26 protein-coding genes are annotated in these 23,052 nt (G+C 61.7%); 18 read left to right on the top strand and 8 right to left on the bottom strand.

Translation table 11 applies throughout. The features are described 5' to 3' along the window. The first annotated feature begins 170 nt into the window (after window positions 1-170). Genes YUO_RS0100515 through YUO_RS0100525 form a run of 3 tightly spaced genes read left to right on the top strand, consistent with a single transcriptional unit; the run spans window position 171 to window position 3,189 of the window. Window positions 171-1,307, top strand: coding sequence for an ABC transporter permease (locus YUO_RS0100515; RefSeq protein WP_028345537.1), 1,137 nt, complete (start codon window positions 171-173; stop codon window positions 1,305-1,307). Window positions 1,308-1,309: 2 nt separating this feature from the next. Continuing rightward, window positions 1,310-2,086, top strand: coding sequence for an ABC transporter ATP-binding protein (locus YUO_RS0100520; protein ID WP_028345538.1), 777 nt, complete (start codon window positions 1,310-1,312; stop codon window positions 2,084-2,086). Next, a complete protein-coding gene (locus YUO_RS0100525) occupies window positions 2,086-3,189 on the top strand; it encodes an ABC-type transport auxiliary lipoprotein family protein (RefSeq protein WP_028345539.1) in 1,104 nt (367 codons plus the stop codon). The genes YUO_RS0100520 and YUO_RS0100525 overlap by 1 nt, the downstream gene beginning before the upstream one ends. A gap of 32 nt (window positions 3,190-3,221) precedes the next feature. Here the strand turns inward: YUO_RS0100525 and YUO_RS0100530 are convergent, their stop codons facing one another. Together YUO_RS0100530 and YUO_RS0100535 are read right to left on the bottom strand one after the other, a co-directional pair. Next, the gene (locus tag YUO_RS0100530; RefSeq protein ID WP_028345540.1) at window positions 3,222-3,803 is read right to left on the bottom strand and encodes an NAD(P)H-dependent oxidoreductase; all 582 of its coding nucleotides are present in this window, start codon (window positions 3,801-3,803) and stop codon (window positions 3,222-3,224) included. A 52-nt stretch (window positions 3,804-3,855) separates the two neighbouring features. Beyond that, complete coding sequence (locus YUO_RS0100535; RefSeq protein ID WP_035725712.1) at window positions 3,856-4,173, bottom strand: c-type cytochrome; 318 nt, start codon at window positions 4,171-4,173, stop codon at window positions 3,856-3,858. 216 nt (window positions 4,174-4,389) lie between these two features. On the opposite strand from YUO_RS0100535, the gene YUO_RS0100540 reads away from it, so the two are divergent. The 12 genes from YUO_RS0100540 to ccoS all read left to right on the top strand — a co-directional run bounded on the left by YUO_RS0100540 (window position 4,390) and on the right by ccoS (window position 15,288). Then, entirely contained in the window at window positions 4,390-5,109 is a 720-nt protein-coding gene (locus YUO_RS0100540) for a Crp/Fnr family transcriptional regulator (RefSeq protein WP_051379157.1), read from the top strand. Between the two features lie 93 nt (window positions 5,110-5,202). Next, window positions 5,203-5,343, top strand: coding sequence for a hypothetical protein (locus YUO_RS46950; protein ID WP_198027952.1), 141 nt, complete (start codon window positions 5,203-5,205; stop codon window positions 5,341-5,343). A gap of 48 nt (window positions 5,344-5,391) precedes the next feature. Further along, window positions 5,392-6,726 carry an oxygen-independent coproporphyrinogen III oxidase gene (gene hemN, locus YUO_RS0100550; RefSeq protein WP_035725715.1) on the top strand — a complete coding sequence of 445 codons (1,335 nt, stop codon included), beginning with the start codon at window positions 5,392-5,394 and terminating at the stop codon, window positions 6,724-6,726. 85 nt (window positions 6,727-6,811) lie between these two features. Beyond that, on the top strand, window positions 6,812-7,267 hold the full coding sequence (locus YUO_RS43545; RefSeq protein WP_051379158.1) for a DUF6455 family protein: 456 nt from the start codon (window positions 6,812-6,814) through the stop codon (window positions 7,265-7,267). 100 nt (window positions 7,268-7,367) lie between these two features. Continuing rightward, complete coding sequence (gene ccoN, locus YUO_RS0100565) at window positions 7,368-9,017, top strand: cytochrome-c oxidase, cbb3-type subunit I (protein ID WP_035725718.1); 1,650 nt, start codon at window positions 7,368-7,370, stop codon at window positions 9,015-9,017. Between the two features lie 11 nt (window positions 9,018-9,028). Next, on the top strand, window positions 9,029-9,763 hold the full coding sequence (gene ccoO, locus YUO_RS0100570) for a cytochrome-c oxidase, cbb3-type subunit II (RefSeq protein ID WP_028345545.1): 735 nt from the start codon (window positions 9,029-9,031) through the stop codon (window positions 9,761-9,763). A gap of 12 nt (window positions 9,764-9,775) precedes the next feature. Beyond that, complete coding sequence (locus YUO_RS0100575; protein ID WP_028345546.1) at window positions 9,776-9,940, top strand: cbb3-type cytochrome c oxidase subunit 3; 165 nt, start codon at window positions 9,776-9,778, stop codon at window positions 9,938-9,940. A 7-nt stretch (window positions 9,941-9,947) separates the two neighbouring features. Then, complete coding sequence (gene ccoP / locus YUO_RS0100580; RefSeq protein WP_028345547.1) at window positions 9,948-10,820, top strand: cytochrome-c oxidase, cbb3-type subunit III; 873 nt, start codon at window positions 9,948-9,950, stop codon at window positions 10,818-10,820. A 101-nt stretch (window positions 10,821-10,921) separates the two neighbouring features. Beyond that, window positions 10,922-12,385, top strand: a complete 1,464-nt coding sequence (gene ccoG, locus YUO_RS0100585) for a cytochrome c oxidase accessory protein CcoG (RefSeq protein WP_028345548.1) — start codon at window positions 10,922-10,924, stop codon at window positions 12,383-12,385. A gap of 16 nt (window positions 12,386-12,401) precedes the next feature. Further along, the gene (locus tag YUO_RS0100590; RefSeq protein ID WP_083754419.1) at window positions 12,402-12,896 is read left to right on the top strand and encodes a FixH family protein; all 495 of its coding nucleotides are present in this window, start codon (window positions 12,402-12,404) and stop codon (window positions 12,894-12,896) included. An 11-nt stretch (window positions 12,897-12,907) separates the two neighbouring features. After that, the gene (locus YUO_RS0100595; RefSeq protein ID WP_028345550.1) at window positions 12,908-15,100 is read left to right on the top strand and encodes a heavy metal translocating P-type ATPase; all 2,193 of its coding nucleotides are present in this window, start codon (window positions 12,908-12,910) and stop codon (window positions 15,098-15,100) included. Next, window positions 15,100-15,288, top strand: coding sequence for a cbb3-type cytochrome oxidase assembly protein CcoS (ccoS, locus tag YUO_RS0100600; RefSeq protein WP_028345551.1), 189 nt, complete (start codon window positions 15,100-15,102; stop codon window positions 15,286-15,288). Before YUO_RS0100595 ends, ccoS begins: the two co-directional genes overlap by 1 nt. Before the next feature lie 289 nt (window positions 15,289-15,577). On the opposite strand, the gene YUO_RS0100605 is transcribed toward ccoS, so the two are convergent. Together YUO_RS0100605 and YUO_RS0100610 are read right to left on the bottom strand one after the other, a co-directional pair. After that, a complete protein-coding gene (locus YUO_RS0100605) occupies window positions 15,578-16,396 on the bottom strand; it encodes a nucleoside phosphorylase (protein WP_051379159.1) in 819 nt (272 codons plus the stop codon). A gap of 22 nt (window positions 16,397-16,418) precedes the next feature. Next, window positions 16,419-17,087 carry an ArsR/SmtB family transcription factor gene (locus YUO_RS0100610; protein WP_028345553.1) on the bottom strand — a complete coding sequence of 223 codons (669 nt, stop codon included), beginning with the start codon at window positions 17,085-17,087 and terminating at the stop codon, window positions 16,419-16,421. Window positions 17,088-17,162: 75 nt separating this feature from the next. Between YUO_RS0100610 and YUO_RS0100615 the strand changes: the two genes are divergently transcribed. The 3 genes from YUO_RS0100615 (at window position 17,163) to YUO_RS0100625 (ending at window position 20,400) form a co-directional block, all read left to right on the top strand. Next, a complete protein-coding gene (locus tag YUO_RS0100615) occupies window positions 17,163-17,903 on the top strand; it encodes an MBL fold metallo-hydrolase (protein ID WP_028345554.1) in 741 nt (246 codons plus the stop codon). A gap of 4 nt (window positions 17,904-17,907) precedes the next feature. Further along, window positions 17,908-19,197, top strand: a complete 1,290-nt coding sequence (locus YUO_RS0100620) for an MFS transporter (protein ID WP_028345555.1) — start codon at window positions 17,908-17,910, stop codon at window positions 19,195-19,197. A gap of 81 nt (window positions 19,198-19,278) precedes the next feature. Continuing rightward, a complete protein-coding gene (locus YUO_RS0100625; RefSeq protein WP_028345556.1) occupies window positions 19,279-20,400 on the top strand; it encodes a cysteine desulfurase family protein in 1,122 nt (373 codons plus the stop codon). Window positions 20,401-20,429: 29 nt separating this feature from the next. On the opposite strand, the gene YUO_RS43550 is transcribed toward YUO_RS0100625, so the two are convergent. From YUO_RS43550 to YUO_RS47510, 4 genes are all read right to left on the bottom strand, one after another. After that, a complete protein-coding gene (locus YUO_RS43550; RefSeq protein ID WP_051379160.1) occupies window positions 20,430-20,942 on the bottom strand; it encodes a class I SAM-dependent methyltransferase in 513 nt (170 codons plus the stop codon). Between the two features lie 252 nt (window positions 20,943-21,194). After that, a complete protein-coding gene (locus YUO_RS0100640; protein ID WP_028345559.1) occupies window positions 21,195-21,761 on the bottom strand; it encodes a type II toxin-antitoxin system VapC family toxin in 567 nt (188 codons plus the stop codon). 1 nt (window position 21,762) lies between these two features. Beyond that, window positions 21,763-22,137, bottom strand: a complete 375-nt coding sequence (locus YUO_RS47505; protein ID WP_235782596.1) for a hypothetical protein — start codon at window positions 22,135-22,137, stop codon at window positions 21,763-21,765. A gap of 114 nt (window positions 22,138-22,251) precedes the next feature. Continuing rightward, on the bottom strand, window positions 22,252-23,040 hold the full coding sequence (locus tag YUO_RS47510; RefSeq protein ID WP_235782597.1) for a hypothetical protein: 789 nt from the start codon (window positions 23,038-23,040) through the stop codon (window positions 22,252-22,254). Between the last annotated feature and the right edge of the window lie 12 nt (window positions 23,041-23,052).

Below are 23,052 nucleotides of genomic sequence, written 5' to 3' on the forward strand. Positions count from 1 at the left end.
CGTTTTCGTGGTTGGCGTCTGTGGAACTCTAGGCGAGCCCGCAGCAACATCGTTTGATTTGGGTCAACTTCGGTGTTCCAGAGCGGCACTCGGCGCTTTGAGGCAGGTCAACATCGGGGCGGCGCGAGCGGCCTAGAAAAGGTGCGCGCTGTAATTGAGGGAATATCATCTTGGCGAGCGTACCCCTGTTAACGGCCACGCCATCGGGCGATGCGCTCGAACTGCGCCCAGGCGGGTCCTGGACGGCGGCGAATGCGGCCACGCTTGAACAGCTTTCCGACGGCGTTGCACCGGAATTCGATCGGGCTGGCGTCGTCAAGATCGATATGGCCGGGGTGCGCGAACTCGACACGCTCGGTGCCTGGCTACTGGAAAAAATGTCGCGGCGGGCGACCACCGCCGGTCACCGCGCCGAAGTCGTTGGCATCGCCGATAATTACACCGGCCTGATCGAGGAGGTCCGTCAGGTCAATCGGCGAACGCCGGCGCCGGTCCCGGCGCGCAACCCCGTCTTGGCGAAACTCGGGGATATCGGCCGGGGCACCATCGGCGCGAGCGAAGACGTAATGGCGTTCCTGCAGATGCTGGGTTCGCTGTGCATCGCCATCCTGGGCGTCGCGCGCCGGCCGCGATCGCTGCGGCTGACGTCGCTGACCTACCAGTTCTACCGCGTCGGCTGGCAGGCGATACCCATCATCGTGCTGATCACCTTCCTGATCGGCGCCATCATTGCGCAGCAGGGCATTTTCCATTTCCGCAAGTTCGGCGCGGACTCCTATGTCGTCGACATGGTCGGCATTCTCGTGCTGCGCGAACTCGGCGTTCTGATCGTCGCCATCATGGTCGCGGGACGTTCGGGTAGCGCCTACACCGCCGAACTCGGCTCGATGAAGATGCGCGAGGAAATCGACGCGCTGTCGACCATGGGACTGGATCCGATCGAGGTCCTGATGCTGCCGCGGATCGTCGCGCTGGTTTGCGCGCTGCCGATCCTGAGCTTCATCGGCTCGATGGCGGCGCTCTACGGCGGCGGCCTCGTCGCCTGGTTCTATGGCGGCATGGATCCGGCAATTTTCATCGCGCGGTTGCATGACGCCGTCTCCGTCACCCATTTCGAGGTCGGCATCATCAAGGCGCCGTTCATGGCGCTGGTGATCGGAATCGTCGCCTGCAGCGAGGGCCTGCGCGTGAAGGGCAGCGCGGCGTCGCTCGGCAAGCAGACCACGACGTCGGTGGTGAAGTCGATCTTCCTCGTGATCGTGCTCGATGGGTTGTTTGCGGTGTTCTTTGCGTCGATCGGAATGTAGCGATGCAGGAAACCGCAGAACCGTTTGCCATTCGCATACGCGATCTCGTGGTTGGATTTCGTCGCCATGTCGTGATCGACCACCTCGCCCTGGCTGTGCGCCGCGGCGAAATCCTCGGCCTGGTCGGCGCTTCCGGCGGCGGCAAGTCGGTGCTGATGCGGACCATCATCGGCCTAATACAGCGGCGGAGCGGCGAGATCGAGGTGATGGGTTCCCCGATCAATCATGATCGCACCACGCCGAGCGCCGCCGGGCGGTGGGGCATCTTGTTTCAGCAGGGCGCGCTGTTCTCGTCGCTCACGGTGCGGCAAAACATCCAGTTTCCGCTGCGTGAAAATCACGTGCTGTCGGACGCCTTGATGGATGAGATCGCGACCGCCAAGCTCGAAATGGTTGGTCTAACGCCGGAGGACGGCGACAAGTTTCCTGCCGAACTGTCCGGCGGCATGACCAAGCGCGTGGCGCTGGCGCGAGCGCTCGCGCTCGATCCCGCGATTGTGTTTCTCGACGAGCCGACCTCAGGGCTCGATCCGATTGCCGCCGGCGATTTCGACGCCCTGATCAAGACATTGCAAAAAACACTGGGGCTGACGGTATTCATGGTCACCCATGACCTCGCAAGCCTCAATACCGTCTGCGACCGCGTCGCGGCGCTGGCTGATGGCAAGATTGTCGCCATTGGGCCGATGCGCGAACTGCTTCAATCCGAGCATCCCTGGGTGCGGGCCTATTTTCACGGCAAGCGTTCCCAGATGCTGCAACCAAAGCGAGCTGACTAATGGAAACCCGCGCTCCCTTCGTGCTCGTAGGCGCCTTCGTGCTGGCGGCCATCCTGGCTGTGTTCGGCTTCGTCTACTGGCTGCAGAATACCGGCGGGCTCGGTCCGCGCACGAGCTACCACGTGCAGTTCGAGGGTTCGGTGCCCGGGCTGCTGGTCGGCGCTGCCGTTCTGTTCAACGGCGTACGGGTTGGCGAGGTGATCGAGCTCGGCCTTACACCCGACAGCCCGCGCGGCGTCAACGCGACGATCTCGGTAGCATCGACCACGCCGGTGCGCGCAGACACCAAGGTCGGTCTGGAGTTTCAGGGCCTGACCGGCGTGCCAGTGGTCGCGCTCGAAGGCGGCACGCAGGTCACAAAGCGCGGCGAGATGCCGACGCTTGTTGCCGAGCGCGGCGCGGGACAGGGCATGACGCAGGCAGCGCGCGATGCACTGCGCAAGGTGGATTCGGTGCTGACGGAGAATTCGGGAGCGTTGAAGGACACCATCGCCAATTTCAAGGTGTTTTCGGAAGGCTTGGCCCGCAACACCGGCAAGCTCGATGGCATTGTCGCCGGCCTCGAACGCATGACCGGCGCGACCGCTCCGCCGCCAAAAATCACTTATGATCTTCGCGCGCTGCAAAATCCAGGACCGGCAGGCAAGATCATCAATGTGCAATGGGCGATCCCGGAGCCGACCGCCGTGGCGATGCTGGAGACGCAGCGCTTCCTCTTTTCGCCGGCGCAGGAATATCCGGGCTTTGCGGAAGCCATGTGGGCCGACGCGTTGCCGAAACTGATCCAGGCGCGGCTGATCGAAAGCTTTGAGAATTACGACATTGCGCATGCGCCGCTTCGGATGGCCGATATCGGGCAGACCGAATTCCAGCTGCTTATCGATGTCAGGCGGTTCCGCATCGCCGTCGAGTCGGGACCTGTCGCCGAAATTGGATTGTCAGCCAGGATCATCGACAAGAACGGCAAGGTCGTCGCCTCGCGGCTGTTCGAGGACAGCGAGAAGCTCGGCAAGCTCGACCCTCAGGCAGCCGTTGCCGCCTTCAATGCTGCATTTGGCCGAATGGCAAGAGATATGATCGCCTGGACGGTGCAGGCTTTGTAGGGCAAGGCGTGACCAGTCCGCGTGAGCGTGGACTAACGCGCGTTTGCGCCCAGTTTGCGCATATTCTTAAGCCAGCTGGATTTCCTGGCAGCGGAAGCGCTCTCGATCATGCCGAACATCGTCACCCGGACCGGCGAGAAGCCGACGAACTCAAATATGTTTCGGCGCAGTCCGCGGATGCCATGACTGCAAAAGAAGATCCGGTAGAGCCAGGCCGGCATCCCCATGGTGACGACGAGATGCGCCGAGCGGCCAGCTAATAGCTTCTTGACTCCTTTTTTCTCGTAACTGAAGGCCACGCCGGGGCGAATGATCTGTTCCAGAAACGCCTTGACCAGCGCAGGCGCCGTGCCGAGCCACAATGGAAAGATCAACACAATATGGTCTGACGCGGCGATAGCATCGGCTGCAGGCTTCAGCGGAGGCGGTACCACGCCCGAATTGAATTCTTCCACAGTTCTAAGCCACGGAAAGTCGAGGCCCGCGATCTCGACCGAGGTGATGACGTGGCCGGCCTGCGTGGCTGCATCGGCATAGGCGTCGGCCAGCGCATGACAAAGATGACGGCGCGAGGAATCCGGATGCCCCTGAATGACGGTAATCTTGCTCGGCATGGCGTTATGTCACCGCTTGCGGTGTCAGAATTCGGTTGGCTCTGCGATCCCGTTATTCGAGCGTCTTCAGATAAGACAGCAGATCGCCGATCTGGTCAGGCTCGAGCTGGAAAGCGGGCATGGTGGGGTGACCGGTATAGATGCCTTCGGCCAGAGCCTCTCCAAGGGTCTCGATCGGGTAACGCTTGTGCAGCGTCCGGAACGGCGGTGCGACTTTGAGTGGACTCGGGGTAACCTTGTCGATCGAATGGCACTTCGCGCAGTTGTTCAGCGCAAACATCTTCCCGCGCTGCTCTTGCGGCGAAGCTGCCGCTGCCGTCGTCAATGTAATCAGTGTAGCCGCTAGCGGCATCAACATTCTTGCGATCATTGCAGCTTCAACTCCGTGGAAAGATGCGGCTTTCCAGCCTGAGTTGCACTGTGAAGGCTTAATCGGCGGCCGGTTTGATCTGGATCAATCAGGCGGCGCCGGATCCGCTAGAATGAATCATATTTCCGAGCCCTCGAGCCAAGGCTGAGCAAACTGGCTGGGAGATACGGCTGCCGCGAGAAATGGCGGTCGATCGGCGCTCGAACGGGCAGGGCAATGATACGAACCATCTCTCCGAATCCAAACCGGGCCAATTTCGGCCGCTGCTCGGCCTGCACCGTCAGGTCGCTCAGCGTCTGCGGCGCGCTCGATCAGGCCGATCTGAGCGAGTTCGAACGGATCGCCCGTCACGTTCATCTGGCTGCCAACGAGGCGCTTTTCACTGCAGGCCAGCTCGCGCATTCCGTGCATAATCTGACCGCGGGTGTCGCGCGTCTGTACAAGCTGCTGCCGGACGGACGGCGGCAGGTGATCGGTTTTGCGCTGCCCGGGGATTTTCTCGGCGTGGCGCCGTCCGATCGCTACGGTTTCTCGGCGGATGCCGTCGATTCCGTTTCGGCGTGTCGGCTCTCCAAGGAGGCGTTCAGGCATTTCATTGAGCAGAGGCCGCATTTCCTGGTCCGGATCAACGAGTTTGCCGCACGGGAACTCTCGCTGGCGCAGGAGCAAATGCTCTTGTTGGGCCGGCGCACTGCGGAAGAAAAGGTCGCGTCCTTCCTGGTCGGCTGGCGGCGGCGCCTGGCCCATATCGGGGACGAGCGCCAGATCATCGTGCTGCCCATGAGCCGACAGGATATTGCCGACTATCTCGGCCTGACCATCGAAACCGTGAGCCGTACGCTGACCCGGTTCGAGCGTGAAAAAATGCTCATCATCGTCAACGGCGGTGTTCGTCTGCTGGACGCGGCACGGGCCGCAGCCATGGCCGCGGCATGATGTATCTTGCTCTGGAGCGCACATCCGTTTGATCCAGGTCAAAGCTCGAATAAGGCCGCATAGGCATCATTCCTCCACACAGGAGATCAGCCTATGCCAATCGATTCGTTAATTGTTGCCATCTGCGTCCTCGCGATGTTCGTGGTGTTTGGTGCGGTGCTGTTCTGGGGTGACATGCAGACCCGTCCCAAACAATTGGCCCAGCAATCTGCCATCAAACGTCGGGCCTTCTGATATCGGGCAGTAGCCCGGCATGATGACCTGCAGGAAGAGGGCACCGCTGTGAACGATATCGTCCGCCGTTATGCCCGACTGCAGGTACCGCGATATACGTCCTATCCGACGGCCGCCGAGTTCGCGACGGATGTAGGCACCACCGACCAGCGGCGGTGGTTGCAGAATATCGACACGGCTGAGGCCGTTTCGATCTACCTGCACGTGCCGTACTGCCGCGAGCTCTGCCTCTATTGCGGCTGCAACACCAAGAAGGCGCTGCGTGATGACGTCATCTCGGTCTATCGGGAGGCGCTTGAGCGCGAGATCGCCCTCGTCAGCGATGCCGTATCGGCACCTCTGCGCATTGCCCGCCTGCATTGGGGTGGCGGAACGCCGAGCATCCTCGGCGCGGACGGCCTCGCCTCGGTGATGCAGGTTCTGCGTGACCGCTTCGTCTTCGAACCCGGTTTCGGGCACGCTATCGAACTGGATCCGCGATATGTGACACCATTGCTGGCGGCCAGCTTGAAGGAGCTTGGCATCAACCGCGCCAGTCTGGGCGTACAGGACGTCAATCCGCTTGTGCAGGCGGCGATCGGGCGACGGCAGCCGATGCAGGATGTCGCAGTCGCCGTGTTGCGGTTGCGGGCCAACGGCATTGGCAATCTGAATTTTGACCTGATCTACGGATTGCCGCTGCAGACCGTCGCCTCGCTTCGAAAGACCTGCGAGATCGTCGCCATGCTCTCGCCGGATCGCATTGCCTGCTACGGCTACGCCCACATGCCGCGTCTGAAGGCCAACCAGCGGCGCATCGACGAGAGAGCGCTTCCTGATGTGGAGGAGCGTATCGATCAGGCCGGAATCATTGCCCAGGAGTTTCTGCGCCAAGGCTACCAGAAGATCGGTATCGATCACTTTGCAAAGCCCGGCGACTCGCTGGCCCGAGCGGCGAGCTCGGGGCGGCTTCATCGCAACTTCCAGGGCTATACCGACGATGGCAGAGAAACCTTGGTCGGTCTTGGCGCGTCTTCGATTTCCAGATTCCCGGATGGATACGTCCAGAACATTTCCGATGTCCCGAGCTATGTTCGCGCGATCTCGTCCGGCCGCCTAGCCGCGTCGCGCGGCTGTCGCCTGGATGCGGCCGAGAGGCAGCGTGCCCGCACCATCGAAAGCCTGATGTGCCAGTTTGAGGCCGATCTCGATGTGACCGCACCGGATATGGCGTTCGACGAAGAATTTGCCTTGCTGCAGCCGCTGGTCCGCGACGGCTTGGTTCAGATCAAGGATCGTATCGTGATGGCCACCGAGGCAGGCCGTTCGGTCGTTCGCGTCATTGCGGCGGTGTTCGATCCCCACACCCGCGTCGACACTGCACGATTCAGCAAGGCCGTGTGACAAACGTTCCCTGCTTGATCCAGGTCAAGGCCGAGATGATCGGCATTCGCTCTGATGGGATGCCCAGAATCTGCGAGGTATTCCAATGATTGTTTTCAAAGATGTGGAGAGAGCACCGCGGACCAGCGCCCTGATCGGGTGGGTGAAAGCCATCACGTCCAAATTCGTCGGCACGAGCGAACTTGGTCTTGATGACAAGGAGTTCGAGCAGATCGCAAGGGATCTAAATCTTTCGGTACCCGAACTTCACGCGCTGTCGAGAAAGGACGATCGCTCGGGCGATCTCTTGAATAAACGTCTCGCGGAGTATGGCCTCTCGGCGAGCGAGTTGAGAGACCGCCATCCCGAAGTGCTTCGGGATCTGCAGCGGGTTTGCGGAAACTGCACGTCGTTAAAAAGGTGCGCCAACGAATTCAAGCAGGGCGGCTCGCGGGCAGCTCGGACCGACTACTGCCCCAATACGCAAACCCTGGAAGCGCTCAAAACCGAGAGCTTGGAGAAGAGCGCGCAAGTGCCGATTACGCCGTGTTGTTGTTGTTGACTACACCGCACGTGTGCTCCTGGACTTGATCTCGATCAAGCCGACAAACGCGAAGGTGTGGTGATCCACCGGAGTGGCACCTCCAGAGAAGAAGCCGAGCATGAGCGAATCAAGCACCTCGAAATCAATGACACACGGCGAGGCCGGTCTTACGCTGGTCTTTTCAATATCGGCACTACTGTGCCTGTTCGCCGCGGCCAAGGCGCTGGACATGGCGTTCGCCTTTCACGCGGCACTGGCGTCCGCTGCCAGCCTTTGGGCCGTGTTTGCGATCGTGAACAGGTATTTCGACCGGCCGGCATCGCTGACGCCGCAGGAAATCAACGGTCGGCCCAACTACAATTTGGGCCCGATCAAGTTCTCCGCCGCGATGTCGGTGATCTGGGGTATCGCCGGATTTGCGGTCGGGTTGTTGATCGCCGCCCAACTTGCGTGGCCCGCGCTCAATTTCGATCTGCCATGGACCAGCTTCGGCCGCCTGCGGCCGCTGCATACCTCGGCGGTGATCTTCGCCTTCGGCGGCAACGTGCTGATCGCGACCTCGTTCTACGTGGTCCAGAAGACCTGCCGCACGCGTCTGGCTGGCGATCTCGCGCCCTGGTTCGTCGTCATTGGCTACAACTTCTTCATCCTGATCGCCGGCACCGGCTACTTGCTCGGCGTGACGCAATCCAAAGAATATGCCGAGCCGGAGTGGTATGCAGATCTGTGGCTGACCATCGTCTGGGTGGTCTATCTACTGGTGTTCCTCGTGACCATCATCAAACGCAAAGAGCCGCACATCTTTGTCGCCAACTGGTTCTATCTGGCGTTCATTGTCACCATCGCGGTTCTGCACCTCGGCAACAATCCCGCGCTCCCCGTGTCGGTGTTCGGCTCCAAGTCCTACATCGCCTGGGGCGGCGTCCAGGACGCCATGTTCCAGTGGTGGTACGGACATAACGCGGTCGGCTTCTTCCTGACCGCTGGCTTCCTCGCGATCATGTACTACTTCATTCCGAAGCGCGCCGAGCGGCCGGTCTATTCCTACCGGCTGTCGATCATCCATTTCTGGGCGATCATCTTTCTCTACATCTGGGCCGGCCCGCATCATCTCCACTACACCGCGCTGCCGGATTGGGCGCAGACGCTCGGCATGACGTTCTCGATCATGCTCTGGATGCCGTCATGGGGCGGCATGATCAACGGCCTGATGACGCTGTCGGGTGCCTGGGACAAGCTCCGCACCGATCCCGTGCTGCGCATGCTCGTTGTATCGGTCGCCTTCTACGGCATGGCCACATTCGAAGGCCCGCTGATGTCGATCAAGGTGGTGAACTCGCTGAGCCACTATACCGACTGGACCATCGGCCACGTTCATGCAGGCGCCTTGGGCTGGGTCGGATTCGTTTCGTTCGGCGCGCTATATTGCTTGGTTCCCTGGCTGTGGGATCGCAAAGGGCTCTACAGCCTGAAGCTGGTCAATTGGCACTTCTGGATCGCGACCATTGGCATCGTGCTCTACATCTCCGCGATGTGGGTGTCGGGGATCCTGCAGGGCCTGATGTGGCGCGCCTACACCTCGCTGGGCTTCCTCGAATATTCCTTCATCGAAACCGTGGAAGCGATGCATCCCTTCTACATCATCCGCGCCGCGGGCGGAGCATTGTTCCTGATTGGCTCGTTGATCATGGCCTACAATCTCTGGATGACGGCGCGTGTCGGCGAAGCGGAAGTGCAGTTGCGCTTGGCTCTGCAGCCGGCGGAATGAGGAGCGCCTAAATGTCTTTCTGGACGCGGCACCAAATCTTCGAAAAGAACTCGATCGTCCTGATCGCGGGCATCCTCGTGGTCATCGCAATCGGCGGGCTCGTCGAAATTGCCCCGCTGTTCTACCTCAAGAGCACGATCGAGAAGGTCGACGGCGTCAGACCATACACGCCGCTCGAGCTTGCCGGGCGCAACGTCTATGTCCGCGAGGGATGCTATCTCTGCCATTCGCAGATGATTCGTCCGTTGCGCGACGAAGTCGAGCGTTACGGCCATTACTCGCTCGCGGCCGAGAGCATGTACGACCATCCCTTCCAGTGGGGATCCAAGCGCACCGGCCCCGATCTCGCGCGGGTCGGCGGCAAATATTCCGATGAATGGCACGTTACGCATCTGGCCAATCCGCGGGCGATCGCGCCGCAATCGGTCATGCCGGGTTACAGTTTTCTCTCGCAGACAGAAGTCGACGAGGCTGGCGTCGCGGCCCATCTGCGCGCCAACCGCGCTGTCGGCGTGCCCTATTCGGAAGATCAGGTCGCCAACGCGGTCGCCGACCTCAAGGCACAGGCCGATCCTGACAATGCCGGCGTGGACGCGTTCACCAAACGCTATCCGAAGGCGTTCGCCCGCAATTTCGACAGCAAGCCGGGCGCGCCGACGGAGATGGATGCGCTGGTCGCGTATCTGCAGATGCTCGGCACGCTGGTCGACTTCAAGCTTTACAACGAAAAAGCAAATCTTCGCTGAGAAGGCAGGACGATGAAAGCAATTCTCACTGTCCACAACATCGCGTCGGACTTCGTCACCTCGTTCTGGACGCCGGTCTTCGTCGGAATCTTCATCGCCATCGTGACCTACGCCCTTTGGCCGCGTAACCAGGCTGCTTTCGACGAAGCGGCGAAAATGCCTTTGCGCGAGGAGTAGAGCGATCATGACCGAACACAGCGATATCGATCGCGTTTCCGGAAGGGCCACCACGGGTCACGAGTGGGACGGCATCAAGGAGCTCAACACGCCGCTGCCGCGCTGGTGGGTGATCACCTTCTACACGACCATTCTCTGGTCGATCGGCTACTGGATCGTGTATCCGGCGTGGCCGCTGCTGTGGAGCCATACGACAGGGATCTGGAACTACTCCACCCGCGCGGAAGTCGCCACCGAGCTCGCCAATCTGGGAAAGGTCCGCGGTGACAAGATGGTGGCGCTCGGTGCGGCGCCCCTGGCTGAGATCGCCAAGGATCCGGCCTTGCTTGCATTGGCTCGCGCCAGCGGCAAGACGGTGTTCGGTGACAATTGCGCGCCATGCCACGGCAGCGGCGGCGCCGGCGCCAAGGGCTATCCCAATCTGAACGACGACGAATGGCTGTGGGGCGGCAGCCTCGACCAGATCATGCAGACGATCCAGTTCGGCGCCCGTTCCGGACATGCGAAGGCTCATGAGAGCGCCATGCTGGCGTTCGGCAAGGAGGGCGTTCTCAAGAAGGACCAGATCGTGACCGTCGCCAACCACGTGCGGTCGCTGTCGGGCCTGCCGACCAGTTCCGGATATGACGCGGCTGGCGGCGCGAAGATCTTTGCGGATAACTGCACCTCGTGCCACGGCGACAACGGCAAGGGTAACCAGGAACTCGGCGCGCCCGATCTCACGGACACGATCTGGCTCTACGGTTCGGACGAGGCGACGCTGGTCGAGACCATCAGCAACGGCCGCGCCGGTGTTATGCCGGCCTGGGTTGGACGTCTCGACCCCTCCACGATCAAGGCGCTTACGGTCTACGTCCACTCGCTCGGCGGAGGTAAGTAACCGCGCGGCGCCGGGGCAAGTTCTCCGTCTGGTTGAGGTGGATCAAACGCGGCTCTGGGGCTGGGGCTACAGTGAATCCCTGACACGAGATCGACCCAGCCATGAACAAGACCGTAGACCCCACCGAACTGCAGGTCGTCGACGATGGGCCGCTTTATGCGGCCCGGAAGAAGGTCTATCCGCAGAGCGTTTCCGGCACCTTCCGCCGGATCAAATGGGGCCTGATGGCGTTCTGCCTCGGGGTCTATTACCTGCTGCCGTTCGTGCGCTGGAACCGCGGCCTGGGCGCGCCTAGCCAGGCGGTGCTGGTCGATCTGCCGAATAGCCGGTTCTATTTCTTCTTCATCGAGCTGTGGCCGCAGGAAGTCTATTACTTCACAGGCCTATTGATCGTCGCCGCGCTGACGCTGTTCCTGATGAACGCGGTCGGCGGCCGCATCTGGTGCGGCTATCTGTGTCCGCAGACCGTCTGGACCGATCTGTTCTACGCCGTCGAGCGCTGGGTCGAGGGCGACCGGCGCGAGCGAATGCGCAAGGACGCCGCCAAGGAAACCATCAAGCTTCGCCGTGTCGGAGAAATCGTGCTGAAGCATTCGATCTGGCTGATGATTGCCTGGTGGACTGGCGGCGCATGGGTGCTTTACTTCACCGACGCTCCGACGCTGGTGATGCAACTCCTCATCTTCCAGGCGCCGATGATCGCCTATATCTGGATCGGGATCCTGACGGCGACCACCTATGTCTTCGCCGGCTGGATGCGCGAGCAGGTCTGCGTCTATATGTGCCCGTGGCCGCGCATCCAGGCCGCGCTCACTGACGAATGGGCGCTCAACGTTACCTACAAATACGATCGCGGCGAACAGCGCACGTCGCTGAAGAAGGCGAACGAGTTGCGCGCGCTCGGCGAACCCGTCGGCGATTGCATCGATTGCTATCAATGCGTCGCCGTGTGCCCGACCGGTATCGATATCCGCAACGGCCCGCAGCTCGACTGCATCCAGTGCGGGCTGTGCATCGACGCCTGCGATGCCGTCATGACCAAGATCGGTCGCGAAACCCGCCTGATTGGATACGACAACGACATCAATATTCACCGGCGGCAGGAAGGCAAGCCGCCGATCTACCGCATCGTGCGGCCGCGCACCATCACCTACGCGGCGATGATTGCCGCCGTCGGCGCGATCATGCTCTATGCGCTGCTGACGCGGACGCTGCTCGACATCAACGTACTGCATGACCGCAATCCGGTTGCGGTGAAGCTCGCCGACGGATCGATCCGCAATGCCTACACCGTCCGCCTCCTGAACAAGCGCGGCTTCGACCGCGTCATCGCGATCGACATGGATGGCCCGGTCAACGCCACGCTTCATGTCGTTGGCGCCGATTCCGTCACAAAGGACCGGCCGATGATCATTCTGGCGCGCGACACGACCACTGAATTGCGGCTTCTGGTGACGGCGCCCGCGGAAAACAATCCCGCGAAGTCCATTCCGGTGCACTTCCACGTCACCGATATTGGGCTGGGCGAGGTCGCTTCCGCCACCGATCATTTCGTGTCGCCATGAGATCGGGAGTATTCACATGAGCCGAACGCAACCGAAGCCCCTGACCGGAGGCAAGGTACTCCTGATGATGGTGACGTTCTTCGCCGTCGTGATCGGGGTCAATGCCGTCATGATGCGCCTCGCGATCCAGACCTTGCCCGGCACCGAGGTCGATAGCGCCTATAGCGCCAGCCTCGCCTATGAAAAGGAGATCGCCACCGCTCGCGACCAGAGCGCGCGCAACTGGAGGGTCGATGCACATGTCGAGCGCAGCGGGGAGGGCGGCGCGACCCTGCTGGTCGAGGCGCGCGACAATTTTGGCCGGCCGATGTCCGGTCTGAAGTTTCAGGGCCGCTTTGAGCGGCCGACCGACCGGCGGGCCGATCTGCCCGTGGCTCTCGCCGAAGTGGGCATAGGCATTTACCGCGGCAGCGCGCCGGCCATTGCGCCGGGCCAATGGGATCTGGTGCTTGAGGGAGTTGGGGCAGGACAGCGCCTGTTCCTGTCCAAGAACCGCGTGTTGTTGAACTAGGAAGACGCACCATGCAGGCAACGCGAGACTTTTCACATTATGTCCGGCATCTCGGCTCGGGACTGTCGCACATCGATCTGGCGGTGGAGGGCGTCAATTGCGCCGGCTGCATGTCGAAGATCGAGCGCGGCCTTTCCGCGCTTCCGGACGTGACGCTGGCGCGTGTCAACCTGACCGACCGTCGCGTGGCGCTGGAATGGAAGGAGGGCACGCTCGACCCGGCCCGCTTCATCGATAGGTTGGCCGAGCTTGGCTACAAGGCCTATCCGTTCGAGCCGGTGCACGCCGAAGCCGTCGAGACGGAGCAGGCGAGCTTTCTGCTGCGCTGCCTCGGCGTCGCCGCCTTTGCCGCGATGAACATCATGATGCTGTCGATCCCCGTGTGGTCCGGCAATGTCAGCGACATGATCCCGGAGCAGCGCGATTTCTTCCACTGGCTATCAGCGCTGATTGCCTTGCCCGCGGCGGCCTATTCCGGGCAGCCCTTCTTCAGATCCGCTTGGGCCGCTTTACGTGCGCGCCGCACCAATATGGATGTACCGATCAGCATCGGCATCGTGCTGGCGCTCGCGATGTCGGTAATGGAGACGATCCACCACGCCGAACACGCTTATTTCGACGCGGCTCTGATGCTGCTCGCCTTCCTGCTGGCCGGCCGCTACCTCGATCAGAGCATGCGTCGCAAGACGCGGGCGGTCGCCGGAAATCTGGCCGCGCTGAAGGCGGAAACAGCGACGAAATTCGTCGGGGCTGATGAAATCAGCGTGGTGCCGATTGCCGCGGTGCGGGCCGGCGACGTCGTCCTGCTGCGTCCTGGCGAGCGATCCGCCGTCGACGGCTCCGTGATCGAAGGAAGATCCAAGATCGACCAGAGCCTGATTACCGGCGAAACCTTGCCCGTGAAGGCCGAGCCCGGCACCGCCGTCTATGCGGGCACGCTCAATCTGTCCAGCGCGTTGCGGGTGCAGGTGTCAGCGGCGTCCGAAGGCACGCTGCTGGCGGAGATCAGTAGGCTGCTCGACAATGCCGTGCAGGCGCGCTCCCGCTACGTTCAGCTCGCAGATCGCGCGTCGCGGCTCTACGCCCCTGTCGTGCACACTGCGGCGCTGCTGACCATGCTCGGGTGGGTCGCGTTTGGATCGACTTGGCACGACGCCATCGTCACCGCGATTTCGGTCCTCATTATCACCTGTCCGTGTGCACTCGGGCTGGCGATACCGGCGGTGCAGACCGTCGTATCGGGCGCCATGTTCCGGACCGGCGTGCTGCTCAATTCCGGCGACGCCATCGAACGGCTGGCCGAGGTCGAGCGCGTCGTGTTCGACAAGACGGGCACGCTGACCTTGCCGGAACTCGACGTTACGAATGCCGCGGATATTCCGCAGGCGGTTTTCGAACTGGCCGGCCGGCTTGCGCTTGCCAGCCATCATCCGGTTGCCGCGGCGGTGGCCCGGGCCGCCGGAGCAAGGACGCCGTTGCCGGGAATCGAGGAACTAACGGGCCAGGGCGTGCGCGGCTTCATCAATGGCCAGGAAGTTCGACTGGGCAGGCCATCGTTTTGCGGCGCTGACGAACTAGCTAACGAGATCCTGTGCCGGGATCCGGAAGCTTCGGTCGTTGCCTTTCGCCACGGCGAAACACGCCATGTCTTTGCGGTGCGGCAGCGTCTGCGTCCCGATGCGGCGGGCGCGATCGCCACGCTGCTCAAGGCCGGTATCCACGTCGAGATCGTGTCGGGGGATCGAGAGCCCGCCGTGCGGCACGCGGCGCAATCGCTTGGCGTTCACCAGTGGCGCGCGGGCGTCACGCCGGCTGACAAGATTGCTCGCATCGATGAATTGAAGCGGCAGGGCGTCAAGGTCTTGATGGTGGGCGACGGCATGAACGATGCGCCGGCGCTGGCCGCGGCCCACGTCTCGATGTCGCCGGTTAGCGCGACGCATCTGAGCCAGGCCACTGCCGATCTGGTGTTTCTTGGCGATCGGCTCGCGCCGGTGGTCGCGGCAATCGGCTTCTCGCGAAAGGCGTTGCGATTGATGCGGGAGAATCTGTGGTTGGCCGTAGTCTACAATCTAATTGCCGTCCCGCTCGCGATTGCTGGCCTTGCAACCCCGCTGGTTGCCGCCGCGGCCATGTCGGGTTCATCGGTGCTGGTAATTTTGAATTCGTTGCGCGCGCATCGCGGTGCGAGGGAGTTCGGCTGATGGAGGTCCTTGTGTTTCTCGTTCCGCTGGCGCTGACACTGGGCCTAATGGGTCTGATCGGATTTCTCTGGTCACTCAAGAACGGTCAATACAACGACCTCGATGGGGCAGGATGGCGGGCGATTGCTGATGATGAGCCGACTTCAGGGAGTGCCAGCTTGGGCGTCCGCCTTGAAGGGCACTTATAGGCAGGAAATGCACCTATTTTCTTTACCCATCTTGGCAAGCCATTGAAGTCGCAACAAAAGCGACCGCCCTCCGAGCGCACCAGGCACATAAGCTATTGATGCGAAAAACATTTTCGCTCTGGGTTCGTCTACCTTCATCGAACTGACGGCACGGAAGCAAAACCACCATTTGCTCATGCGAATGGCGGTGGTGTAGCCGAGCGTAGAAATCGGCGAGCGCTAAGCGAAGCTCCATAGCTGGCAGAATTTTGGCTCACGCCGGCGTCGGCCCCGACTTGCGTGATCACTGCTAGCTGCGCCAGGCGCGAGCCGTGGCAGCGACGACAGCCAGAGTCGCCTTTGCGCCGTCGGCCTCGCCCTTCTCGAAATCTCCCTCCGTTTGCGCCATGGCGTTGGTCACATGGGCGAAGCAGACCACCGAATGACCACTCGTCGTACTGAAGGCATACAGGGCTGCGGCTTCCATTTCGACGGCCAGCGCGCCCAACTGGCGCGCCCGCGCGATCGCCGACGCGGTTTCGCGATAGGGAGCATCCGTCGTCCATGTCGCGCCCCGATATAGCGCGATGCCTGGCAGGGCGCGTCCCGCCTGTTCCGCGCGAGCGAGAAGCGGCGCATCGGGCGCATCGGCGAACGTGGAGCCCGGCAGATAGTGATAGCTCGTCCCTTCGTCGCGGAGCGCACGATCGATGAGCACGAAGTACGGCGTGGGTCCGATCGGAGTAATCTGGCCAGCGGACGTCACGCTGATGAGCAGCCGGCAACCGGATGCGAAGAGCTGCTCGGCGACCAGCACGGCAAAGGGCGCGCCGACCGCGCAGCCGACGATGCCAACTTCGCCGATGCCGGCGATATCGAAGGCGAGAAGTTCGGTGTGATAGCAGGCCCATCCTTCATGGATGCGGCCCGTGCCCGTCCGTTTGAGGTGGCGGACGACATCGCCATCCGGATCGAGCACGCAGATTTCGGGGACGGCGACAAGTGGCAACTGCCTCTGCCTGCGCGCCTCCCTCAAGAGGGCTTCCGGTCGGAACACTGAGGACGCCGTGTGGTCCTTCCTGTCAATGATCGGCCAAGCGCTGTCCGCGCGATCAATTTTCTTGTCCATGATGCACCAGGATCAGCTTGGCTCAGGCGAGAGATTCGACCGGTAGACCAGCGGCCTTCCACTCGGGGTAGCCATCTTCGAGCCGGCGGACGCGGTAGCCGCGGGTTCTGAGCGCTGCCACGGCTTCAAACGAAAGGACACAATAGGGTCCCCGGCAGTAGGCAATCACCTCTCGGCTTTTGCGAAGTTCACCCAAGCGTCGTTCGAGTTCGGCGAGAGGAATATTGAGGGCCCCCGGAAGATGGCCCAGCGCGAACTCGTCTTCAGGTCTCACATCGAGCACTGTGACCAGATCGTCGCGCAATCTGGTGACCAGGTCATCACGGGATACTGGTTCGAGCGCATCTCGCGCCTGAAAATAATCAGTCACGACTCGGCCGATCTCGGCAACATTTCGCTCGCCGACACGCCCTAGAGCTTTGATCAGTGCGACCACTTCGGTATCACCAGCCAAGCGATAGAGAATGTATTTGCCGCGACGCTCCGTTTCGACGAGGCGTGCCCGCCTAAGAATCTGCAGGTGGCGCGAAGTATTTGCAAACGTCAGATGCGCCCGATCGGATAGCTCCTCGACGGTCCGCATGCCTTGGCCGAGGTGTTCCAAGAGTTCAAGCCGGTGAGAGTGACCCAGCGCCTGCGCCACTTCGGCGAGGTTCTCGTAGATCGCCTGTTTAGGTCCGGTGCTTGACACGGCGGCTCCTAGATATATCATTCAGCAGATCGATTGAATGTTAATTTAGCTGCTCTCAGAGGGGAGTGCAAGCCCATGATCCTGCGTCAATTCTTGCATCGTGATCCGGTCGGCATCTCCTACCTTTTCGGCTGCGGCGGCAAGGCAACGGCGGCGGTGGTTGATCCCGTTGGCGATACCCAACCTTACCTCCAAGCTGCAGAAAATGCCGGCATGAAAATCAACTTCGTGATCGACACGCATGTTCACGCGGACCATCTCTCCGCCGGGCGGGCGCTCGCGGAGGCGGCCGGCGCGCCCTATGTGCTCTCGGCCGAGGCAGGCGTCGCGTTTCCGTTCAAGGCCGTACGCGAAGGAGAGATCCTTCCGCTTGGCAACGTGACGGCCAAGGTTCTGCACACACCCGGCCACACGCCCGAGCACATCTGCATTCTCGTGACCGACCACACCCGCGGCGAGGAACCCTGGTTCGTCCTGAGCGGCCACACGCTGATGGTCGGCGATCTCGGCCGCACCGAGCTTGCCACGAGCGCCGAAGAAGGCGCGAAGCAATTGTTCCGCAGCGCAGGTCGGCTAAAGGAGCTTCCAGATGATGTCGAGGTGCTGGCTGGTGCCTATGCCGGCTCCGTCTGCGGCCGGCGGCTCAGCGGCAAGCCATGGTCGACCATCGGCTTCGAAAAACGGCACAATCAGGCGTTCATGATCGCGGATGAAGCCGAGTTCATTCGCTTCATGGTGTCGGAGATTCCGCCGGCTCCGCCAGAGGCCGCGAAGATCAGGGCCGTCAATTCAGGCCTCGCAGCCAAAGCTGCGTGATCCGATGAGCGAAGCTGTATCCAGTCCACAAGCTTCCCCATCAGTCAGGCTCGGCCTGAAGGAGAACTGGCCGCAATTCGCTTTGCTTGTCCTGATCAACGCCTTCGTCGGCGGGATGGTTGGAATCGAGCGAACCGTCGTGCCGCTGATCGGCGCCGAGGAGTTCAGAATCGGCTCGACGACGCTTGTCGTCTCTTTCATCGTCAGCTTCGGAGTAGTGAAGGCCTGCGCCAACCTGGTTTCCGGCCAGCTTGCCGACAGCTGGGGGCGCAAGCGCGTTCTCATTCTGGGCTGGCTCGTTGGGCTACCGGTGCCGTTCATGATCATCTGGGCACCAAGCTGGGAGTGGGTGATTGCCGCTAATGCCCTGCTCGGCATCAACCAGGGCTTTGCCTGGTCGATGACGGTCATCATGAAGATCGATCTTGTCGGACCGAAGTCGCGCGGACTGGCCGTAGGCCTGAACGAGTTCGCTGGCTACCTCGCCGTTGGCGTCACCGCGTTCCTCACCGGCTATATTGCGTCGGAATACGGGCTGCGTCCGGCGCCGATTTATCTCGGCGTTGTCTATGCGATCCTGGGCGCCGCGCTCTCGATCCTTCTGGTGCGCGACACCCGTGATCACGTTCGGCTCGAGACCGCGGGCCATGCGCGGCAGGCAGCTCCCATCAGCTTCAGGGAGGTTTTCCTCCTCACCTCTTTCAAAGATCGCAACCTGTTCGCCGCTTCGCAGGCCGGGCTCGTCAACAATCTTAACGACGGCATGAGCTGGGGAATCTTCCCGCTGTTCTTTGTGTCGTTTGGACTGACGGTCGAGCGTATCGGCATCTTGAAGGCGGTCTATCCGGCAACCTGGGGCATTCTGCAGATCGCAACCGGCCCGCTGTCAGACCGCTGGGGCCGCAAGGGCCTGATCGCGGGAGGCATGTGGATTCAGGCCGCGGCCCTGTTCCTGACTGCCGCCACCAGTCATTTCGAGTGGTGGCTCGTCGCGAGCCTCCTGCTCGGTCTCGGCACGGCCATGGTCTACCCGAGCCTGATCGCCGCGGTCTCCGACGCATCGCATCCGAGCTGGCGCGCCCGCTCGCTCAGCGTTTACCGATTCTGGCGCGATCTAGGCTACGCGATCGGCGCGCTGTCGGCCGGCATCATCGCCGACCAATTCGGGCTTGCAGCGGCGATCATCTCGATCGCGGCGCTGACGTTCGTTTCTGGCGTCGTTGTTGCGGTGTTCATGCGCGAAGGCGCGATCGGAGCTGGACCTGCCGCCACCACCGCGGCGGTCACAAAATGAACTGACGGACTCTGCGCTACCGTTGCGATCCTAGATCCAGAGCAGTGCAGCGTCCCTAATTTCAAAGTGAGTCTCACTGATATGCCCCCGATCTATCTCGACTACAACGCGAGCACACCCATCGATCCAGCGGTGGCGGCAGCTATGCGGCCGTTCCTGGACGAGGCGTTTGGGAATCCATCCAGCGGACATTGGGCCAGCGCGCCGGCAAAAGCCGCCCTGGAGCAGGCCCGTGGCCACGTCGCCGCGCTGCTCGGGGCCGCGCCCGACGAAATCGTTTTCACCAGCGGCGGCAGCGAAGCAAACAATTTGGCAATCAAGGGCACCTTCTTCGCGCTGAACCGCAAAGGTGCGCACATCATCACCTCGGCCGTCGAGCATCCCGCTGTTCTTGCTCCCTGCTGGTTTCTCGAACGGTTGGGCGCTGCGGTCACTTACCTTCCGGTCGATCGCACGGGCCGGGTCGATCCGGAGGACGTGCGTCGCGCCATTACCCCGCAGACGGTCCTGATCAGCATTATCCACGCTAACAACGAGGTGGGCACAATCCAGCCGATCGAGGAAATCGGCGCGCTCGCGCGGGAGCGGAGGATACGTTTTCACACTGACGCAGCGCAGTCGGTCGGAAAGATATCGACCAAAGTCGGCAACCTCGGCGTCGATCTGCTGTCGATCGCAGGTCACAAGCTCTACGCTCCCAAGGGCATCGGCGCACTCTATGTACGGAGCGGCGTCGAACTGGAGCCGTTGATCCACGGCGCAGGCCATGAGATGGGGCGTCGTGCCGGGACCGAGAGCGCACTGCTAGCGGTCGGGCTCGGGACGGCCTGCGTGCTGGCCACGAACGTTGCAGCGATGGAGCGCATCCAGTCATTACGTGACCGCTTCTGGCAGGCACTGCAGGATCGTTTTGGCGATCGTGTCGTGCTTAATGGCCATGCGATACATCGTCTGCCCAACACCCTCAACGTATCGTTCGTGGACAGGATCGGGGCGGACATACTGAGAGAGCTGCACGGTGTCGCAGCATCCACGGGTTCGGCGTGCCATTCGGGGCACATTGAGCTCTCGCCCGTTCTCGCCGCGATGGGCGTACCCGAAAGAATTGGAATGGGAGCGGTACGTTTCAGCTTGGGAAGGGCCACCACGTCAGACGAGATCGATGATGCGGTCGCACGTCTGGCCGAAATCGAGTCGGCCTGATCGCTTGCGTGCGGCTGATTACGTGCCGTTCAAAGCCCGCGTTTCTCCGCCGACAGGAGGACAGGCTCGTTCGTGCAATCGCTCCCGGCATGGACATCCAGACCCGCTTGTTCGAGAGCTGCCGTCACTTCGGCGAGCGCCGGAAAGCGGTAGACCTCGGGCGGAAACGATGCGACGGCTGCCAGGTCGGCCTTGGTCCGGAACAACAATCCCAATCGGCCGCCTGACTTTAAGACGCGCGCGATCTCGCGCAGAGGCACGTCGAGATCCTCGCAGAAATAGAGCACGTGGACGCACAGCACCCTGTCGAAGGAGCCATCAGTAAAGGGTAGCGATTCAACCGCCGCAAGAACCACTTCGACGCGACCGGCCTCGATGAGCGGTCGGTTGCGTTGCGCTGCGATCTCGACCATCAGCTCAGATGGGTCCGCGCCGACGACATGCCCCTTCGAGGCGCGGGCGGCCAGCTCGGCCAGGCTGCGCCCGTGCCCGGATCCGAGGTCGAGGATGTGGTCGCCTTGATCGATGCCGAGCACGTCCATCACGCGCAGATTTTGGCTCTAGGTTTCGCGAGCCATGATGAAGGCAATTACCCGACCCAAGAGGCCTCGAGCATTCCGGGCGTGTTCGGCGATAAAGCGTGCGCGGCGCATAGGTAACTATGACCATGGGGCGGGGCTATTGGCTTGCCGAAAATGGAACGGGGCTAGCCGAATCTTGCAATGACTGGTGTTTTCGAAAGTGTGCGGGCGGATCGGGCCCCGTCAAAAGCTCTTTCAAACCATCAATGGGGTTCATGTCGCGCGATAGAACAGCGCGCGTCCGGTTGGAATGAGTTGGAGTAGAATGTCATAGTCGCTGACATTCGCCGTCAGGACAACCAGGCCAAGCTTTTGCGCTTGAAGGAACAGCACGCAGTCCTGCAACGCGCGCAGCTTGCCGTCCTTTTCGTAGCCTTGGAGACGGCAGAGTATCCCCGACAGCAGCGCGGCACGTCCGAGAACCTCGGTGTCCGGCGCAAAGATGCGATGTGGTGGCATCGCTCTGATCTGCTTGCCAATGACGTCAATGACGGTGGCAGTTCGCGCGTCGGATGGACTCAAGGCGCCGACCGTGTGCATCAGTTCCTGGATCGCCACAGTCGAATGATTGACCTGTCGCAGCGCGATCAGATCGTCCAGGATCTGAGGCGAACGATCTTGCATCTGATCGATGTAAACGGAGGTATCCAGCAGAAGTCCTTGTCCGCCGATCAAGCTCGGATTGACGAACGGCAGCTCTTTGTCGCTTCGTCGTGTCAGCGTTCTTTGTGGATCGAAACGCGCCCACCGCCGGGCAGCGTCGAAATCAAACTCCGCCACCTCAAAAACCGAGCTTCAGCTTTGGGTCGACCTTGCCACGAGACTCCTTGAACACCTCTGCGAAGTTGTCCTCAAGCGCGACCGTCGCCAGGGCAAACTCGATCAGGTCCGTATCTGTCTCGATGCCTGTCTGCCGTTTGGCCTGCCTCACCAATGCCGGGCTCACCCTACCGCCAATGCGGCTGCCTTTTTCGTTCAGGAGACCGGACTTTTCCGCTGCCCGCATAACCGCTTCGAACCGCGCCTTGCTCACGACGAACCGGCCGGTCGTCCGCTCGCGATGAACGGTCTTTATCTGTCCCAAGCTATCTTTGGTCGCGCCTGCCGCCTGCTTGCCCCGGCGCGTTGGGGATTTGCTCGCTGACGCCTTTGTCATGGCAATTTGCCTATGTTAGACAGATTTCAATTTTGTCTAACATAGCGTTTCGGTTCCCGAACTTCAAGGCATGTCGCCGTCTTCACCTCTGTCGAGGTGCGGACGGCAAGCCCGTCACGGCTTGGCCGCGCTCGGCCGAGGTTTGAGCGGAATTTGGAAGGTCCTATATCTCGTTATCTCAGGAAAGCTGTCCGCGGCGCGGGTAGAGACCAACCCGACCACCGCGGCCGGAACTTCTTTGCCGACCAGCCGACTGATCGCCGTGGTTTGACCTTTGCTCAGTTGGACGTCGGGCGCACCCGCTGCCGCCATCGCGGTCCTGATACGGCTGATAGACGACTCGGAATATCTATCGTCGATCGCAATTGTCTTGCCGGCCAGGTCGGAAACCGACTTGACGTCGGTACCTGCCACGAGAACGGCCACGAGAGCGTCCAGCGACGCATCCAATGTCGGGACCGACATTCGCTCCGCGACTGCAGATGCGGCCGCCACCTGCTGCTCTGTCGTTCGGGTTGGCGGAACGTCAGTCGTTGGATGCGGATCGGTGGCGCTTGCTGGAGGCGCTTGGGAAGCAACGGCATTGCCCGTCGTCTGCTGGTTCGCCTGCGGAGAAGGAACCGGTATGGGAACGGCAGCTTTCGCCGCGATCTTGATTGGCTTGGGTGTTCGACGGACCGCGTGGTCCGCGTGAGATCGGGGCGGCCTGTCGCCGCGCAAGGCGACGGCGGACACCGGTTTCGTTGCGGCAGAATCGCTCTCATACGACTCAGGTTCGATCGGCACATGAACCGCGGTCAGACAGGCTAACGGGTTCAGGCCAACGCAGGATGGCTGTGTTGGTGGTTGGCTGCTGCAACCGACCAAGGCGACAGCCAGCGCGCAAATAAGGAGCGTCCTCAATCGATCCTCCTG

Origin of the sequence: Bradyrhizobium murdochi (genome assembly GCF_000472965.1) — a bacterium.
Lineage (GTDB): Bacteria > Pseudomonadota > Alphaproteobacteria > Rhizobiales > Xanthobacteraceae > Bradyrhizobium > Bradyrhizobium murdochi.